Genomic DNA, 16,365 nt, shown 5'->3' with positions numbered 1-16,365 from the left:
TTCAGCGCGTGCTGAGGCGCTGCCAGTCTTGCTGGGTATCGACGTCCTGCAGCACGCCGGGGTCGTCCAGTTCGACGATCTGCACGGCCTCGGCGTTGCGCTGTAGCACCGGCTTGGCGCCTGCATCGCCGCTCAGCGCCGCGAGCTGCGGCCAGAAATCGCGGCCGAACAGCACTGGGTGGCCGCGTTTGCCCTGGTAACTGGGCTGCACGATGGCGTTCGCGCTGGTGTGGGCGAGCAGGGTTTCCAGGCTGTCCCGGCGAATCAACGGCATATCGGCGAGAAAGATCGCCACGGCATCAGCGTTGGATTCGGCCAGTAGTCGTTCGACGCCGGCAGCCAGGCTGTGGCCCATGCCCTGGGCGGTGGCCGGGTTCTGCACGATATGCACACCCGCCGGTAGATCCAGCGCTGCCGGCGCTTCGTCCGGGCGCAGCACCAGCCAGACTTCTTCCAGCATCGCGCAGGGCAGCGCCAGGCTGGCGGTGAGCAGCGAGCGGCCGTCGGCCAGGCTTGCACGGCGTTTATCGCTGCCAAAGCGGCGGCTGTAACCGGCCGCCAGCATCAATGCCGCGACGTGGAGGGCAGGGCGCTCGGCGCGCATGCTCAGCCGGCCAGCCCGGCTGCCCTGGCGCGCGCCGCGTGCAGCTTCTTGTAGCTGTCGATCAGGCGCAGGTGCTTGTCCAGCCCTTCGAGTTGCATGCTGGTCGGAGTCAGGCCATGGAAGCGCACGCTGCCATCTACCGAGCCAATCACCGCATCCATGCGCTCGTTACCGAACATACGCCGCAGGTTGTGCTCGTAGTTGGCCAGCTCCAGTTCGTCGTCCAGCTGGATCTCCAGCACGGCGTTGACCGCCTGGTAGAACAGGCCGCGCTCGACGGTGTTGTCGTTGTACTGCAGGAAGGCTTCGACCAGCTCCTTGGCGTCGTCGTATTTGCTCAGCGCCAGGTTGATCAGCAGTTTTAGTTCGAGGATGGTCAGTTGGCCCCACACCGTGTTGTCGTCGAATTCGACGCCGATCAGCGTGGTGATGTCGGTGTAGTCATCGACCTCGCTGTTGTTGAGGTTGCGCAGCAGCGACTTGAGCTCGCGGTCGCTCAGGGCGTGCAGGTTGAGGATGTCCTTGCGAAACAGCAGCGCCTTGTTGGTGTTGTCCCAGATCAGGTCCTCGACCGGATAGATCTCCGAGTAGCCCGGCACCAGGATGCGGCAGGCGTTGGCGCCGAGGTCGTCATAGGTGGCCACGTAGACTTCCTTGCCCATGTCTTCGAGGATGCCGAACAGGGTCGCGGCTTCCTGCTCGTTGGAGTCGGCGCCTTCGCCGGAGAAATCCCACTCGACGAATTCGAAGTCCGGCGTAGCGCCGAAGAAGCGCCAGGACACCACGCCGCTGGAGTCGATGAAGTGCTCGACGAAGTTGTTCGGCTCAGTCAGCGCCAGGCTGTCGAAGGTCGGCTGCGGCAGGTCGTTGAGGCCTTCGAAGCTGCGGCCCTGCAGCAGTTCGGTGAGGCTGCGTTCCAGCGCCACTTCCAGGCTCGGGTGGGCGCCGAACGAGGCGAACACGCCGCCGGTGCGCGGGTTCATCAGGGTCACGCACATCACCGGGAATTCGCCGCCCAGCGAAGCGTCTTTCACCAGCACCGGGAAGCCTTGCTCCTCCAGGCCCTGGATGCCGGCGACGATGGCCGGGTACTTGGCCAGCACGTCCTGCGGTACGGCCGGCAGGCACAGCTCGCCTTCGAGGATTTCGCGTTTGACCGCCCGCTCGAAGATTTCCGACAGGCACTGCACCTGGGCTTCGGCCAGGGTGTTGCCGGCGCTCATGCCGTTGGAGAGGTACAGGTTCTCGATCAGGTTGGACGGGAAATACACCGTTTCGTCATCGCTGCGGCGCACGAAGGGCAGTGAGCAGATACCGCGTACGGTGTTGCCCGAGTTGGTGTCGTACAGGTGCGAGCCGCGCAGTTCGCCATCCGGGTTGTAGATGGCCAGGCAGTGCTCGTCGAGTATTTCCTCGGGCAGCGCATCCTTCGGCCCTGGCTTGAACCAGCGCTCGTTGGGGTAGTGGACGAACTCGGCGGCGGCGATGTCCTCGCCCCAGAATTGGTCGTTGTAGAAGAAGTTGCAGTTCAGCCGCTCGATGAACTCGCCCAGCGCCGAGGCCAGGGCGCTTTCCTTGGTCGAACCCTTGCCGTTGGTGAAGCACAGGTTCGACTGCGCGTCGCGGATATGCAGCGACCAGACGTTGGGCACGATATTGCGCCAGGAGGCGATCTCGATCTTCATGCCCAGCTCGGCGAGGATGCCCGACATGTTGGCGATGGTCTGCTCCAGCGGCAGATCCTTGCCTGGGATGTAGGTGGTGGTACCTGCCACCGGCATCAGCAGCGCCTGGGCATCGGCATCGAGGCTTTCCACCTCTTCGATGATGAACTCGGGCCCCTGCTGCACCACCTTCTTCACGGTGCAACGGTCGATGGAGCGCAGGATGCCCTGGCGGTCTTTCTCGGAGATGTCAGCCGGCAGTTCGACCTGGATCTTGAAGATCTGCGCGTAGCGGTTCTCCGGGTCGACGATATTGTTCTGCGACAGGCGAATGTTCTCGGTAGGAATGTCGCGGGTCTGGCAGTACAGCTTGACGAAGTAGGCCGCGCACAGCGCCGAGGAGGCCAGGAAATAGTCGAACGGCCCCGGCGCCGAGCCGTCGCCCTTGTAGCGAATCGGCTGATCGGCGATCACCGTGAAGTCATCGAACTTGGCTTCGAGGCGAAGGTTGTCGAGAAAGTTGACCTTGATTTCCATGGAGCGGCACCGGCAAGCAAAACGAAATGGCCGCCATTATCCGGGTTTTCGGCGGCCTGTCTTGCTTGGTGGCTGGCGATCAAGGCGCGCCGGACCGGCGGCGAGTGCGACGCCGGCCCGAGCGAGGGCTCAGCTTTCCAGTTCTGCGGGATTGCTGGTACCGATGGAGGTGTAGCTCGGCCACTGCCGCAGCAGGGTTTCGACGAACTGCTCCGCCGCTGGCGACAGCGAGGAGCCGCGGCGGCGGACCAGGCCCAGGGTGCGGCTGATCACCGGATCGACCAGCGGCCGGCTGACCAGAATCGGATGGTCCTCGGCGGGCATGGCCAGGCTGGGCAGGGCGGCGATACCGAGCCCGGCCTCGACCATGCCGAGCGAGGTCGACAGGTGCTGAACCTCGTAGAACCAGCTTGGACGCCAGTCGAGATGAGCCAGGCCGTGATCGAGCAGCACACGGTTGCCACTGAGGCGGCCGACGCCAATCAGGCGGTAGTCGCTCAGCTCGCGCCAGGCCACTTCCGAGCGTTTGGCCAGGGGATGATCGCGCCGGCAGGCGAGCACGAAAGGCTCGTTGACCAGCGGGGTGAAGTCGATTTCCGCACTTTGCCCGCTCTGCATGTTGATGCCGAAATCCGCTTCGCCGCGGATCACCGCTTCCAGCCCCTCATGGGCGCTGAGATCAAGGATGCGAATGCGGATTTTCGGATACTGCAGGTTGAACGCACGGATGACCGTCGGCAGGAAGTAGAAGGCTGCCGTCGGGATGCAGGCAAGGGTGACCTGGCCGGACTGGCGCTCGGCCAGCTCGCGGATGCCGAGGATCGAGCGCTCGAAGTCATCCAGCAGGCGCTGCGCCTTGGGCAGGAAATCCCGGCCTACGGCAGTCAGGCTGACGCGTCGCGTGGTGCGGTCCAGCAGTTGCGTACCGAGGCTTTCTTCCAGCTTCTGCATGCGTCGAGTCAACGCCGGCTGAGACAGGTGGATGGCATTGGCGGCTTCGTGGAAGTTGCCGAACTCGGCGATTTTCACGAAAGCGCGGATATCTTGCAGTTCGTAATTCATGCGCTTGGGTTATCAGTTGTGCATATTTTTGCTTGCTAGTTACCAATGAACCCTAGTCTTTCCGTTCAGGGCTGGCAAGCGAGGAAATACGGAGCGTGCATTAATGCGTTACTTGGAATAAATATCGAAATATATGCAATTTACAGAATAAATACTCGCTCTCCATAATCCACGCAAAGCAACAATCACTGTTTTTATTGCGTTGGAGGCATCATGCGGACGGTACCTTGTGTACTCATGCGAGGCGGTACTTCGAAAGGGCCAGTCTTTCTGGCCAATCACCTGCCCACCGACCCGCAGCAGCGCGACGAGGTATTGCTCAGCCTGATGGGTTCGGGCCACGAGCTGGAGATCGACGGTATCGGCGGCGGCAGCCCGCAGACCAGCAAGGTGGCAATCGTCAGTCGTTCGCCGCACCCGGATGCCGATGTCGACTACCTGTTCGTGCAGGTCATGGTCACCCAGCGCCGTGTCGACACCGCGCCCAACTGCGGCAACATGCTCTGCGCCATCGGTCCTTTCGCCATCGAGCACGGCCTGGTCAATGCCGGTTCGCCGACGACCCGCGTGCGCATTCGCAACCTCAACACCAACACCTTCGTCGATTCCGACGTGATGACGCCGGGTGGCCGTGTGCGCTACGACGGTGACACCGCCATCGACGGCGTGCCGGGCACCGCTGCTCCGATCAAGCTGACTTTCCTCAATGCCGCTGGCGCCAAGACCGGCCGCCTGCTGCCCACTGGCCGCGTGCGTGACACGTTCGACGGCGTCGAGGTGACCTGCATCGACATGGCCATGCCGATGGTGCTGATGCATGCCGAGGCACTGGGCAAGACTGGCTACGAGTCGCCTGCCGAGCTGGATGCCGACAGCGAATTTCTCCAGCGCCTGGAACGTATCCGTTTGCAGGCGGGCCTGGCCATGGGGCTCGGCGACGTATCCCAGATGGTCATTCCCAAGCCGGTGCTGCTGGCGCCTGCACGCCAGGGCGGCACGCTGAGCGTGCGTTATTTCATGCCGCACACCTGCCATCGCTCCGTGGCTGCCACCGGTGCCATCGGCCTGGCCACGGCGTGTGCGCTGCCGGGCAGCGTCGCCCAGCAGGTCGCGCCCATCGAAGGCGAGGCGGTGGTTCGTCTGGAGCATCCAGGCGGGCAAATCGAGGTTTCCCTGCAGCCTGCCGCTGACGGTAACCCCGAGCACCTGCGCGCTTCGCTGGTACGCACTGCCCGTCGACTGTTCTCGGGCGAGGTGTACATCCCCAGCCTGAGGCGCACCGGCACCTGATTCCGCTTCACTACAACCACACCCGTAGGGCCAACCACAATGACAAGAAAAAAATCCCTCAGCTACTCCGTCGTCGGTATGACGGTCATGGCGCTGCCTGCAGTTGGCGCCAATGCCGCCGGTTTCATCGAAGACAGCAAGGCCAGCCTCGAGCTGCGCAACTTCTACCTCAACCGTGACTTTCGCGAGAATGCCGGGCAGAACAAGCGCGAAGAATGGGCGCAGGGCTTCATTCTCAATCTGGAGTCCGGCTTCACCCAGGGCACCGTGGGGTTTGGCATCGATGCCATCGGCATGCTGGGCGTCAAGCTCGACTCTTCCCCTGACCGCAGCGGCACCGATCTGCTGCCGCGCAATAGCCGCAATCGCGCCGAGGACGACTACAGCAAGCTGGGCGTGACCGGCAAGGTGCGTTTCGCCGAGAGCCAGCTGCGCGTCGGCACGCTGATGCCGAAGATGCCCTACCTGCAGTACAGCAACTCGCGCCTGCTGCCGCAGGTGTTCGAAGGTGTTCAGCTGCAGAGCAAGGACCTCGAGGGGGCGACCTTCACCCTGGGCGAGATCAACCGTGTGGTTCAACGCAACGTGTCCGGTTCGGACAAACTTTCCTTGAACAACAAGAACGGCCGTTTTGGCGCCAGCCCGGAAAGCGACGAACTGCGCTACGCAGGCGTCGATTACGCAATCAATCCGCAACTGCTGGCCAGCTATCACTACGCCGAGTTGAGTGATATCTATCGCCAGCATTTCGTCGGGCTGCAGCACAACCTGCCACTGGGCAGCGGCAAGCTGAAGAGCGACCTGCGTTATTTCAATAACAGCGAAACGGGTCGCGAGCGGGTTGGCAAGATCGATAACCAGGCCGTCAACGCCATGTTCACGTACAGCGTCTCGGGGCATTCTCTGGGGCTCGGCTACCAGAAAATGCTCGGCGACGATGCCTTCACCTACGTCAACGGTGCCACGCCTTACCTGACCAACTTCCTGCAGATCAACGATTTCGCCGGTCCTGACCAGCGTTCCTGGCAGCTGCGCTACGACTTCGACTTCGCCAAGGTCGGCGTCCCTGGTCTGACCTTCATGACCCGCTATGTACGCGGCGATCAGGTCGACCTGGCGGTAGGCGAGGGGCGCGAGTGGGAACGCGACACCGATATCGCCTACGCCTTCAGCGATGGCCCGCTGAAAAACCTCAAGGTGACCTGGAGAAACGCCACCTACCGGTCGAGCTTCGTCCGTGATCTGGACGAGAATCGCCTGATCCTGAGCTACATCGTGCCGCTGTGGTAACCCAGCGCCCTTGCCTACAAATCTAATAAGAGGAACCCATCATGATCACTCGTTCCATTCGCCGTATCCTGCCGCTGTCCATGGCCGCTCTGCTGGCCAGCGCCTCCGTGCTGGCCAACGAGCCGGCGCGCCCGGAATGCATCGCCCCGAGCAAACCGGGCGGTGGTTTCGACCTGACCTGCAAGCTGGCCCAGGCCGGTTTCAAGGATGAAGGTCTGCTCAAATCGCCAATGCGCGTGACCTACATGCCGGGTGGTATCGGCGCCGTGGCCTACAACTCCATCGCCGCCAATCGCCGTGCCGAGCCGGGCACCCTGGTGGCCTTCTCCGGCGCGTCGCTGCTCAACCTGGCACTGGGCAAGTACGGCCGTTTCGATGAGAACGCGGTGAAGTGGCTGGCGGTGATCGGCAACGACTACGGCACTCTGGCCGTGCGCGACGACTCGCCCTACAAGAACCTCGACGACGTGGTGCAGGCTCTCAAGAAGGACCCCAAGAGCATCATCGTGGGTGGCGGCGGCAGCATCGGTGGTCAGGGCTGGATGAAGATCGCGCTGCTGGCACGCGCCGCTGGTGTGGACCCGCGTGAGCTGCGTTATGCCGCCTTCGAAGGCGGTGCCGAGCACTACATGGCGCTGATGGGCGGGCACGTCGATCTGGTCACCGGCAGCGCCAGCGAGATCCGTGCGCAGCAGGGCAACAAGATCCGCACCCTGGCGATCTTCAGCGAAGAACGCCTGGACGGCGACCTCGCCTCCATCCCCACGGCTCGCGAGCAGGGCTATGAAATTCAGTGGCCGCTGATCCGTGGCTACTTCCTCGGTCCGGACGTGAAGGAAGAAGACGTTGCCTGGTGGCACACACAGTTCGACAAGCTGCATGCCTCCAAGGACTTCCAGACCTACCTGGCCGATCGTGATGTGTTGCCCGACTACGTGACTGGCCCGGAGCTGGAGAAGCTGGTCAAGACGCAGGTTCAGGAGTACCGCAAGCTGGGCGAAGAGTTCGGCCTGGTTGAGTGATAGTCCCATGCGCCGTCTTCGGGCGGCGCATTGCTGCGGAGCAACACCATGCATGATCGTATCTTTGCAGGGGTCACCTTGCTGCTTTGCTGTGTCCTGGCCGTTCTGGCCTGGGGCTACAGCGCGCCTTTTTCCTATGAGCCGGTCGGGCCAAAAGCCTTCCCGTTGCTGCTGCTGTTGCTGATCGCGTTCGGCTGCGTGCAGCTTCTACTGAACCCGCCAGCGCCTGCCGAAGGGGAGGAGCCACCGCTCAATCGTGCGGTGCTGCTCAAGTCGGTGACCTTCCTCGGCCTGATGCTCGGTTACGCGATGCTGTTCGAGCGCCTCGGCTTCATTCTGGCCAGCGTGCTCTTCGGTATCGGCATGGCGCGCCTGTATGGCGGCAACTGGCTGCACAGCGTGATCAGTGGCGTGGTGCTCGCCATCGGCCTTTATCTGCTGTTCGACAAAGCCCTCGCGGTACCGCTACCGCTCGGCATCCTCGCGAATCTGGAGAGCTAACCCATGGAAACGCTCGGTTATCTCAGCCATGGCTTCGGCGTGGCGCTGAGTCCTTACAACCTGGTCACCGCCCTCTGCGGGACCCTGATCGGCACAGTGGTCGGCCTGCTGCCGGGCCTTGGCCCGATCAACGGCGTGGCGCTGCTGATTCCGGTCGCCTTCGCCCTCGGCCTGCCGCCGGAGACGGCGCTGATCCTGCTGGCTGCGGTCTATCTGGGCTGCGAGTACGGTGGCCGTATCTCCTCGATCCTGCTCAACATTCCGGGTGAGGCATCCGCCGTGATGACCACCCTCGACGGTTATCCTCTGGCGCGCCAGGGTCAGGCGGGCGTGGCCCTGTCGCTGTCGGCCTGGAGCTCGTTCATCGGCGGCGTGATCGCCACCATCGGTGTGGTGCTGTTCGCGCCCTTGCTGGCGAAGTGGGCAGTGGCCTTCGGCCCGGCCGAATACTTCGTGCTGATGGTCTTCGCCATCACCTGTCTGGCCGGCATGGCCGGCAGCAAGCCATTGAAGACTGCTGTTGCCGCGCTGATCGGCCTGTTGCTGTCGTGCGTGGGCATCGACGCCAACAGCGGTGTCTATCGCTTCACCTTCGGCAGCCTCGGGCTGGCTGACGGTATCCAGTTCGTGGTGCTGGTGCTGGGCCTGTTCTCGGTCAGTGAGCTGCTGGTGCTGCTCGAGCGCACCCACCATGGACAGAAGGCGATCAAGGCCAGTGGGCGCATGCTCTTCACCCTCAAGGAAGGCGGTTTCGTGTTCGCCACCAACCTGCGCAGTGGCGTGGTTGGTTTCGTCCTCGGCGTGCTACCCGGTGCCGGTGCGACGCTGGCCAGTGCGGTGTCGTACATGAGCGAGAAGCGCATGGCGGTGAAGGACAACAAGTTCGGCAACGGCGACCTGCGTGGCCTGGCTGCACCGGAAACCGCCAACAGCGCCGCCGCCTGCGGCTCCATGGTGCCGATGCTGACCCTCGGCGTGCCGGGTTCGGGGACCACCGCGGTGATGCTCGGCGCCCTGACGCTGTACAACATCACGCCAGGGCCTTTGCTGTTCCAGCACCAGCCGGACATCGTCTGGGGCCTGATCGCTTCGCTGTTCGTCGCCAACATCATGCTGATCGTGATGAACGTGCCGATGATCAAGGTCTTCACCAAGGTGCTGGCCGTACCGTACTGGGCGCTGGTGCCCGCGGTGGCGATCGTCACGGCCATTGGCGTGTACGCGGTGCACGCGACCACCTTCGACCTCTATCTGATGATCGCCATCGGCCTGTTCGGTTACGTCCTGCGCAAGATGGACTTCCCGCTGTCGGCGATTCTCCTGGGGTTCATCCTCGGCGGGATGATGGAGCAGAATCTGCGCCGCGCGCTGTCCCTGTCCAGCGGCGATATCGGTATCCTGTTCGCCAGCCCGATCACCTGGGTGGTCTGGGGCCTGGTGGCCGTGATGATCGTGCTGCCATTCTGGCGCGCCTGGCGTGCGCGTCGTCAGCAGGGCCGCGCCGCCAGCGTGGCCTGATTCGGAGGCTCGGCATGCGTATCGTGATACCGGATGACTATCAGCGGGTCGTGCAAACGCTCGATTGTTTCAGCCTGCTGGATGGTTTCGATGTTCGCCTGTATCACGATCCTGTCAGCGATCCGGATGTGCTGGCCGAGCGCTTCGCCGATACCGAAGCGCTGGTGCTCACTCGCGAACGCACACGTATCGATGCCGCGCTGCTGGCGCGCTTGCCCCACCTGAAACTGATCAGCCAGACCGGGCGAGCCGGCCCGCACCTCGATCTGGACGCCTGTCGCGAGCGCGGTGTGACCGTCGCCGAAGGTACCGGCTCGCCCATCGCTGCGGCCGAGCTGACCTGGGCACTGATCCTCAATGCCCGGCGGCAGTTGCGCGAGGCCATGAACGGTCTGTATGCCGGGCACTGGCAGGTCAACCTGGGCCAGCGTCTCTATGGCCAGACGCTGGGCATCTGGGGCTACGGCAAGATCGGCCAGCGCCTGGCGCGTTATGCGCGTGCTTTCGACATGCAGGTACTGGTGTGGGGCAGCGAGTCGTCGCGCCAGGCGGCCGTGGTTGACGGATATGAGGCAGCGGCGACATGTGAGGCCTTCTTCGAGCAGGCCGATATCCTCACCCTGCACCTGCGCCTGGTAGAGGCCACACGGCATTGCGTGGGCGCAGCCGACCTGGCGCGCATGAAGCCCGATGCACTGCTGGTCAATAGCAGTCGCGCGGAACTGATCGCGCCGGGGGCACTACTCGATGCATTGAACCGCGGCCGTCCTGGCCAGGCAGCGCTGGACGTGTTCGAGCAGGAACCGATCCTGCAGGCCGATCATCCGCTGCTGACCCATCCGCGTATCCTCTGCACCCCGCACCTGGGCTATGTCGAGAAGCACAGCTACGAAGCCTACTTCGGCGAGGCCTTCGCCAATGTCAGGGCGTTTGCACTGGGCGCCTCCGCTGAGCGCGCGTAGGGCTTTGTTGGCAGGGTCGCGGGCATGCTGATTAGGGACTGGAATCGCGAGCATCAGCCACTTCTATGCAGAAGGGCGGGAGCATCCTCACGCTACAGATAATCCTGGGTCATTCGAGCCTGGCGATGACCATGCGCTATTCGTACTTGGCACCGGAGCATTTGGCAGAAGCCGTAATACTCAACCCGTTGGCTGCTGTGACACTTTCGGAACAATTGCCGCCCCTGAAAACACAAAACCCCTGAGATTCACTAGGAAAATCAGGGGCTTATGCTTACTTCAATTGGTGGAGCCGGGGGGATTTGAACCCCCGTCCGCCAGTTCTCCACTGTCGGTACTACATGCTTAGCCGTGTCTATTGAGTTAACCCTCAGCCGCCCGACGGGCAGGGTGCATTGGGCGAGTTGTGTAAGTTTTAGCCACTTCGTCCACAACGTACTACGCGGCGATCCTGTTCTGCATGACAATCACTTCAGGTTTACAGGCATCCCCTAGTGATCGCTGGAGCCGAAGCTACCAGAAGGACTAGTCGCGCCGCTTACGCAGCGAGAGCGTAGCCCTCGTAGTTTTCGTCATTGGCAACTATAGAAAGTTGCAACAGTTTATTTACGACTTCTGTTACCAAGTCGGCATGCACCTCGAGCTTCGCTACCGGCGTCGAATCCTAATCGGCCCCAAAACTGCGTGGTTACAGATAGGACGCAGAGTGTACGGCAAAGGTTCCTCAGCGTCGACTGCGGATTCCCTCTCGGGACGCTATGATGACGGCTTGCATCTGCCTGCGCCCTCTGCAAAGGAACCGTAATGCCGAGTTGTAGCCGCTACCCTCTACGTCAGTGGATCTGGCGCGCGTTTGTGCAAAGTGCGCTCATCCCGCTGATTCTGGTGGAGTCGGTGCTGATTACGGTTTACCTGCTGAGCAATCAGGCGATCCGCGATGCGCAGATCGGCCATCTGCAGGAGACGGCAGTCCAGGATCTGGCCAGTGCCGCTTTACGTGAAAGTCAGGTGATCGACGGCCGCCTGCGCTCAATCGAGTCGCTGGTGCAGGTGTATCGCGATGCCACGCACAAGGCTTTGCTCGATACCCGTTTTCAGGCCGACGAGCTCGAGCGTCAGCGTCATGCCGTGACCGACAGCGGCGTTTTCTATACCCGCAGCGATGATGGGCGCGCGGCGTCGTTCTACGCCAACAGCACACCGTTGGCGCAGCAGGATCACGACAAGGTGATGCGCCTGTCGCAGCTCGATCCCTTGATGCGTTCGATCCAGCAGGCCAACCCGTTGGTCGCTGCCCTGTATTTCAATACCTGGGACAGCTACAACCGCATTTACCCCTGGTTCGATACGCCCGCGCAGTATCCCCATGACATGGTGATACCCGACTACAACTTCTATTACCTTGCCGACGCCAAGCACAACCCGCAACGCAAGGTAATGTGGACCGAGGTGTATCTCGATCCCGCCGGGCTGGGCTGGATGATGTCGGCCATTGCTCCGGTCTATCGGGATGATTTTCTCGAGGGTGTGGTCGGTCTCGACGTGACGGTCGACCAGGTTCTGGGTGAGATCGGGGAGCTCAACGTGCCCTGGCAAGGCTATGCGATGCTGGTCAGCCATGACCACAACATCATGGCGCTGCCGAAGGCCGGTGAACGGGACTTCGGCCTGCGCGAGTTGACTCAGTACTCCTACGATGAAGCCGTGCGCCGCGAGGTGCTCAAGCCCGAGGACTTCAACCTGGCCAAGCATGAGGGCATGGCGTCGCTGCTGCAGGCGATGAACACAGGCGATGGCAGCGTGCAGGAGGTGCTGCTTGGCGGTCGCAAGCAACTGGTGGCCTGGAGCGAGGTTCCGCAGACCGGCTGGCGCCTGTTGCTGGTGGTGGATGAGCAGCAGATCTTTCACGACACCAACCAGTTGGCCGAGCGCTACATGCAGATCGGTTATCTGCTGATTGCCGGCCTGGGCGGCTTCTACCTGCTGTTTTTTGCCCTGATGTGGCTGCGCTCGCGCAACCTCAGCGAGCAACTGGCGGGCCCCATCAATGGCATCGTCGACATGGCCGCCAGCCTTGGGCAGGGCAAGTATCTGCCAGCTGCACCGGACAGCCATATCGCCGAGGTCAGCCGCCTGGCCGATGCCGTGCAACAGGCTGGCAAACAGCTCAAGGCCAGCGAACGTGAGCGGCAGGAAGCGCAGAGCATCCTGCAGCTGGTGCTGGAAAGCACAACCGAAAGCCTCTGGCAGATCGATACCAGCGCGCTGACCATCGAGCTCAGCGAGCGTTTTGTGCGGCGCTTCGGATTGGGCGCATCGCTACTGACGTTGAGCGAGTTCAACCAGCGTGTGCACCCGGACGACCTGGAGCGCCTGCGTCATCTGCGCAAGCTGTTCGCCGACAATGGTGAAGAGTACTTCGACGCCGAGTATCGCTATCTCGATTGCCGTGGCGAGTACCTCTGGCTGCTCAGTCGAGGCAAGGTCCTGTCGCGTGATGAGAGCGGCTGGCCGCTGCGCATCGCCGGTACGCACGTCGACATTACCCGGCTCAAGCAAGTCGAGGAGGAGCTGCGTCACGCCAGCCTGGAGGCGCTCGCCGCCAGTCAGGCCAAGAGTCGCTTCCTGTCGAGCATGAGCCACGAACTGCGTACCCCGCTCAATGCCATTCACGGCTTCGCCCAGTTGATCGAGATGGAGGTGCAGGACAAGCAGGACGCCAAACTGGAGACCGATTACTCGCGTGAGATCGTCAGTGCCAGTCGCCATCTCACTTCGCTGGTGGATGACATCCTCGACCTGTCGAGCATCGAGAGCCGGCGCCAACAGTTGCAGTTGCAGCCGATCGAGATTGGCAGCCTGCTCAAGGGCTGTGCCGAGCTGGTGCAGCCCGAAGTGCAGCAGAGACAGTTGCAGCTGCAGGTGATGGAGGCGGCCGATCCTCCCTTGTTCGTACAGGGCGATCCACGGCGGGTAAGGCAGATACTGCTCAACCTGTTGTCCAACGCGATCAAGTACAACAGCCCGCGCGGAATGATCCGTATGGGCTACGAGGTGCGCGCCGACTGCATGCGACTGTGGGTCGACGACACTGGACCTGGATTGTCCAGTGAGCAGCAGGCGCAGCTGTTCCAGCCATTCCAGCGGCTCGGGCGAGAGAGCTCGAATATTCCGGGTACCGGCATCGGGCTGGTGCTGTGCCGAGAGTTGGCCACGCTGATGGATGGCGAGATCGGCGTGCGCAGCGAAGCCGGAGTAGGCAGCCGCTTCTGGCTCGACATTCCCAGTGCGGCGAGTCCTGAAGGGCCGTACGACGAGGCTGAGGACACCCCCGCGCAGAGTGTGCAGAGTCTGGTGCAGGTGCTGTGCGTGGAGGATCACCCAGCCTGCCTGAGGATTCTCCAGGCATCGTTGCGTGAATTTGCCGAGGTCAGAGGCGTGGGTTCCTGCCAGCGTGCGCTGGCTGAACTGCAGGGCAGCGAGCCGGCGCTGGTGCTGCTGGACATCGACCTGCCCGATGGCAACGGGCTGGAAGTGCTCGATGCCATGCGTGCCGAGCCACGGCTACGTGATGTGCCGGTGATGGTGATCAGTGCAGTGGCCGACGCCCGTCTGTTCGAGGATGCCAAGGCTCGCGGGGCGTCGGCCTGCCTGAGCAAGCCGGTGGATCTACAGGAGGTCAGGCAGGTGGCGTTGGGTCTGCTTTATAGCGGTTTCTGAAGGCTTACTCGCTGGCTGACAGCAGATCCAGCGCTTCGCCGAGGACCTTGACCGACTCGGCGTGGTCGCCAGCCTTGTGCAGTGCTTCTCCCTCGGTGCGCAGCTCCTTGACCTTGGCCAGCACCTCGGGATCGGACGGTGGATCGCTTTGCAGCAGCGCATCGATCTTGGCCATGTCCTGCGGGCAGTGCATGGCCCATAGCGGCAGGCTGATCAGGGCAGCGGCGAGAAACATGAGCGTGCGACGCATGGTGACTCTCCTGAAACGGGTGTTGGGAGTTGCAGTATAGGAGAGCCTGAGTCAGTGGCCGGTTATCGGCGAAACCCGTCAGCGTCGCAGCGCGCGCACCAGAACGTTACCGTTCGATTTGTCGCACTGGATGTCGATATCCATGAAGTGTCGGATGACCTCTATGTTGCTGCTCAAGTGCTCGCTGATGTGCGGTGTGGTGAAACTGCCTGCACCGGCCATGGCCAGCGGCAGCAGCAGTTGGTCTGCCAGGTGCTCCTCGACAGCAGCGCCGCTGCCGAGCCAGGTGCGCGCCTGTTCGATGGCCTGGTCGGCTACCTGTTCGGCGCGCACGCTGGTTTGCCCAACGCTGCTGAATACGGCGGTGACATCGCTGCAGGTGACCTCCAGCAGCAATATGTTGCCGGGGCCGGTGTCCCGATCCAGCCATACACCCTTGAGGTCTTCGTCCGGCCATTTCAGGCGCTTGCTGACCCGAGCCAGTTCGCGTTCGGCTACATGCCCCGGCACGTCGGCCAGCAGTGCCCGAGCCTGCTGGCCGAGGCGTTCGCCGGGGCCGCTCAGGTGCAGCGGCTGCAGGGCGCCAGGGGTTATCTGCAGGGTCACTTCACCACCGCCGGCCGGTACGAAACCGTGGCGCAGCAACTGCAGCTCGACCTGGGCGCCCATGCGCTGCAACAACGGCAGCCAGCTGTGCGCGAGAAACTCGAACGGCGGCGCCAGCGGGTTGTGCGTACCGCCGCTTAGATGGATGCGACTCGGAGTGTCGGCCTGCAGCAAGGCGGGCAGCAGCGTCTGCAGCACCAGGCTGCAGCTGCCGGCGGTGCCGATGGCGAAGCGGTAATCGCCGCCGCGAATCGGCCCCGGTACGAAGCTCAGGCTCTGCGAGCCAAGTTCGACACCGCAGGTGTTGGCCGAGCAGATCTGCGCGGCGGCATTCACTGCGGTCAGATGCTGGCGCAGCAAGCCCGGCCGGCTGCGCTTGGCGCGGATGTTGTGGATGCGAAACGGCTGGCCGGTAAGCATCGACAGGCTCAGCGCGCTGCGCAGAATCTGGCCGCCACCGATGGCACCGTCCAGTTCGAGGAAGTCCGTGTTCATGTTGTGTCCTTGTGTTCGCTGAACATGCCCTTGCGGCGCGAGGGCATGATCATTCAGGCGTATCGCTCAACCGTCTCACGCAGGTAGGTGTCGAGCACGCTATCGTCCGCTCGGGTGCGTGGCAGGCTCGCTACCGTCTGTTCCAGCTGCGTTTCGATAAACGCATGCAGGGCCGGACGACGTGGGCCGTAGGCCGACTCGTCAGCACTGCGCTTGAGCGCCAGCAGCTCATCGACTTCCGCCAGCAGGGCGCGGTCGTCCACAGTCTGCAGCAGGTCGGCGAAGGTCATCGGCGGGCGGCCGCGATCTTGGTCGATCCAGCGTACGGCAAGCAGCGGGCGCAGCACATAGAAGTACTTCTTGAAGCGCACCGTCTCGTCTTGCAGGTAGCCGCGAAAATTCTTCTTGGCCATCGACAGGTAGTGATGACGCGCCGCAGGCGGGCTGTAGAACAGCTCGGCCAGTTCGCGCAGGCGCGCCGTGGCGTCGTCTTCCTGGCGATACACCAACGGTGAGTCGAGCCATTCCAGCAGCGTCGGGTTGGATTTGCGCAGCAGGCCAAGGGTCTTGCGCAGCTCCCAGCCGCTGACGTCCAGCTCGTCGTCCAGCGGCCGCTCGATCACGTCGCGTGGTGTGTCGACCTGGACGAACCAGTCCGGTTTTTCCACGTAGACGAAGCGTACGTCGTAGTCGCTGTCGGGCGAGGCGAAGCCCCAGGCGCGGCTGCCCGACTCGCAGGCATACAGCACCTTGACGTTGCGCTCGCGCTCTATGCGCTCAAGTTCTTCCAGCACCCGTGCGCGCATGGCGTCGCTGAGCGGGTGGCGTTGTTGCATGTCCATGT

13 protein-coding genes, 1 other RNA gene and 1 pseudogene are annotated in these 16,365 nt (G+C 62.9%); 8 read left to right on the top strand and 7 right to left on the bottom strand.

The features are described 5' to 3' along the window. Nucleotide 1: 1 nt before the first annotated feature. The 3 genes from ACN8M7_RS00370 to ACN8M7_RS00360 all read right to left on the bottom strand — a co-directional run bounded on the left by ACN8M7_RS00370 (nt 2) and on the right by ACN8M7_RS00360 (nt 3,867). Nucleotides 2-604: a nucleotidyltransferase family protein gene (locus ACN8M7_RS00370; RefSeq protein WP_490259395.1), complete on the bottom strand. Its 603-nt coding sequence runs from the start codon at nt 602-604 to the stop codon at nt 2-4. Between the two features lie 2 nt (nt 605-606). Further along, complete coding sequence (locus ACN8M7_RS00365) at nt 607-2,805, bottom strand: OsmC domain/YcaO domain-containing protein (protein WP_490259394.1); 2,199 nt, start codon at nt 2,803-2,805, stop codon at nt 607-609. A gap of 129 nt (nt 2,806-2,934) precedes the next feature. Further along, entirely contained in the window at nt 2,935-3,867 is a 933-nt protein-coding gene (locus ACN8M7_RS00360) for a LysR family transcriptional regulator (RefSeq protein WP_061241963.1), read from the bottom strand. A 213-nt stretch (nt 3,868-4,080) separates the two neighbouring features. Between ACN8M7_RS00360 and ACN8M7_RS00355 the strand changes: the two genes are divergently transcribed. The 7 genes and pseudogenes from ACN8M7_RS00355 to ACN8M7_RS00325 form a co-directional block, all read left to right on the top strand. Further along, the gene (locus ACN8M7_RS00355) at nt 4,081-5,157 is read left to right on the top strand and encodes a 4-oxalomesaconate tautomerase (RefSeq protein WP_061241961.1); all 1,077 of its coding nucleotides are present in this window, start codon (nt 4,081-4,083) and stop codon (nt 5,155-5,157) included. 39 nt (nt 5,158-5,196) lie between these two features. Further along, the gene (locus ACN8M7_RS00350; RefSeq protein WP_490259393.1) at nt 5,197-6,447 is read left to right on the top strand and encodes an OprD family porin; all 1,251 of its coding nucleotides are present in this window, start codon (nt 5,197-5,199) and stop codon (nt 6,445-6,447) included. Nucleotides 6,448-6,488: 41 nt separating this feature from the next. Then, a complete protein-coding gene (locus tag ACN8M7_RS00345; RefSeq protein ID WP_490259392.1) occupies nt 6,489-7,469 on the top strand; it encodes a Bug family tripartite tricarboxylate transporter substrate binding protein in 981 nt (326 codons plus the stop codon). A 48-nt stretch (nt 7,470-7,517) separates the two neighbouring features. After that, on the top strand, nt 7,518-7,970 hold the full coding sequence (locus ACN8M7_RS00340; RefSeq protein WP_490259391.1) for a tripartite tricarboxylate transporter TctB family protein: 453 nt from the start codon (nt 7,518-7,520) through the stop codon (nt 7,968-7,970). Nucleotides 7,971-7,973: 3 nt separating this feature from the next. After that, the gene (locus ACN8M7_RS00335) at nt 7,974-9,488 is read left to right on the top strand and encodes a tripartite tricarboxylate transporter permease (RefSeq protein ID WP_490259390.1); all 1,515 of its coding nucleotides are present in this window, start codon (nt 7,974-7,976) and stop codon (nt 9,486-9,488) included. Nucleotides 9,489-9,502: 14 nt separating this feature from the next. Continuing rightward, nucleotides 9,503-10,450 (top strand): D-2-hydroxyacid dehydrogenase family protein, encoded by a 948-nt coding sequence (locus tag ACN8M7_RS00330; RefSeq protein WP_490259389.1) that lies wholly within the window; start codon nt 9,503-9,505, stop codon nt 10,448-10,450. A gap of 65 nt (nt 10,451-10,515) precedes the next feature. Further along, nucleotides 10,516-10,695 (top strand): annotated as a pseudogene (locus ACN8M7_RS00325) (phage integrase); the annotation flags it as partial. Between the two features lie 39 nt (nt 10,696-10,734). Here the strand turns inward: ACN8M7_RS00325 and ssrA are convergent. Continuing rightward, nucleotides 10,735-11,126, bottom strand: a transfer-messenger RNA (tmRNA) gene (gene ssrA / locus ACN8M7_RS00320). Nucleotides 11,127-11,254: 128 nt separating this feature from the next. Here ssrA and ACN8M7_RS00315 point away from each other — a divergent pair. Further along, the gene (locus ACN8M7_RS00315; RefSeq protein ID WP_490259388.1) at nt 11,255-14,170 is read left to right on the top strand and encodes a hybrid sensor histidine kinase/response regulator; all 2,916 of its coding nucleotides are present in this window, start codon (nt 11,255-11,257) and stop codon (nt 14,168-14,170) included. Between the two features lie 4 nt (nt 14,171-14,174). On the opposite strand, the gene ACN8M7_RS00310 is transcribed toward ACN8M7_RS00315, so the two are convergent. The 3 genes from ACN8M7_RS00310 to ACN8M7_RS00300 all read right to left on the bottom strand — a co-directional run bounded on the left by ACN8M7_RS00310 (nt 14,175) and on the right by ACN8M7_RS00300 (nt 16,363). Next, the gene (locus ACN8M7_RS00310) at nt 14,175-14,420 is read right to left on the bottom strand and encodes a PA2433 domain-containing protein (RefSeq protein ID WP_490259387.1); all 246 of its coding nucleotides are present in this window, start codon (nt 14,418-14,420) and stop codon (nt 14,175-14,177) included. 78 nt (nt 14,421-14,498) lie between these two features. Next, the gene (gene rtcA / locus ACN8M7_RS00305; protein ID WP_490259386.1) at nt 14,499-15,521 is read right to left on the bottom strand and encodes an RNA 3'-terminal phosphate cyclase; all 1,023 of its coding nucleotides are present in this window, start codon (nt 15,519-15,521) and stop codon (nt 14,499-14,501) included. Between the two features lie 53 nt (nt 15,522-15,574). Beyond that, complete coding sequence (locus ACN8M7_RS00300) at nt 15,575-16,363, bottom strand: nucleotidyltransferase domain-containing protein (RefSeq protein ID WP_061241934.1); 789 nt, start codon at nt 16,361-16,363, stop codon at nt 15,575-15,577. Nucleotides 16,364-16,365 lie beyond the last annotated feature (2 nt).

Origin of the sequence: Pseudomonas spartinae (assembly GCF_965197125.1) — a bacterium.
Taxonomy (GTDB): Bacteria; Pseudomonadota; Gammaproteobacteria; order Pseudomonadales; family Pseudomonadaceae; genus Aquipseudomonas; species Aquipseudomonas composti_A.
Note: the sequence above shows the minus strand (reverse complement) of the source record. Positions and strands in the feature narration are given on the sequence as shown.